General features: G+C 66.2%; 1 protein-coding gene, 1 tRNA gene and 1 rRNA gene. 1 reads left to right on the top strand and 2 read right to left on the bottom strand.

All coding sequences use genetic code 11. The features are described from left to right. Positions 1–126 precede the first annotated feature (126 nt). On the top strand, positions 127–750 hold the full coding sequence (locus H7F49_RS19265) for a LysR substrate-binding domain-containing protein (RefSeq protein WP_185685159.1): 624 nt from the start codon (positions 127–129) through the stop codon (positions 748–750). A gap of 30 nt (positions 751–780) precedes the next feature. Here H7F49_RS19265 and H7F49_RS19260 read toward each other — a convergent pair. Continuing rightward, positions 781–857 (bottom strand) — tRNA-Met (locus H7F49_RS19260). A 136-nt stretch (positions 858–993) separates the two neighbouring features. Beyond that, positions 994–1,106, bottom strand: a 5S ribosomal RNA gene (rrf, locus tag H7F49_RS19255); the annotation flags it as partial.

Genomic DNA, 1,106 nt, shown 5'->3' with positions numbered 1-1,106 from the left:
CAGGCACCCGGCAGAGAGTGACTCCGGTGTGTCGGGATCGACTACGGGCTACGCCCTCCGCCGATCCCGACACACCGCATTCTCATCTTGATCGTCGCGCCTTCTCACCCTGATCGTCGCGCGACAGTGGTGCGCCTGACCACGGTGGAGGCCGTGGCCGAGCGCATCGTCCCTGCCGCCCTGGTGCGCCTCCAGGCCCGCTATCCCGGGATTACTGTCGATTTGATGAGCGATCCCCGCTCGTTCAACCTGTCGCGGCGCGAGGCGGACCTGGCGATCCGCATGGCGCGGTTCGAAGGCAATGAGCTGGTCAGTCGGCGGCTGGGTACGGCGCATATGGCGCTCTACGCCAGCACCGCTTATGTCGAGCGGCATGGGGGCGTCCCGGCCGGCGCCTGCGCCTCGGCCGAGCACAGTCTGGTGACTGTGCTCGGTGACCAGAGCCACCTGGCCGAGACGCGCTGGCTCGAGGACCGCTTCCCCCGCGCACGGCGGACGGTCCGCACGAACAACCGCAACGGCATGCTCGCGGCGGTTCAGGCAGGGCTTGGGGTGGCGTGCCTGCCGTGCTTCATGGCCGACGGCCTCTCGGGCGTGGTCCGGCTGACCGATCCGGCGGACATGCCCCCGCGCGAGGTGTGGCTCGGCGTGCACGAGGACCTGCGGCACATGCCGCGGATCCGGGCCGTGATCGAGGCCCTGGATGAAGGCTTCGCCGCCATGCAGGGAAGGCTCGCCGGCCTGGGCTGAGAGGAGTGTCTGGAAGCTTGTGCTTTGATTTGGTTGCGGGGGCAGGATTTGAACCTGCGACCTTCAGGTTATGAGCCTGACGAGCTACCGGGCTGCTCCACCCCGCGTCACCGATTTGGGCTGGCTGAGCCGGCCCTGGGCCTTTGAGTGTCCAAGCAAAAAGGGCCCTTTGGGGGCCCTTCGCGCTTTGGGCTTGAAGGCCCTGACATTTGTGAATGGGTTTTTTTGAGCACGGGCAGCAATGCCTGGCGACGACCTACTCTTCCAACGCTTGAGCGTTAGTACCATTGGCGCGGTCTGGTTTCACGGCCGAGTTCGAGATGGGATCGGGTGGGTCACAGACGCTATGGTCACCA

Source organism: Novosphingobium aerophilum, from assembly GCF_014230305.1.
GTDB classification, from domain to species: domain Bacteria; phylum Pseudomonadota; class Alphaproteobacteria; order Sphingomonadales; family Sphingomonadaceae; genus Novosphingobium; species Novosphingobium aerophilum.
This window is presented reverse-complemented; position numbering and strand designations above follow the sequence as displayed.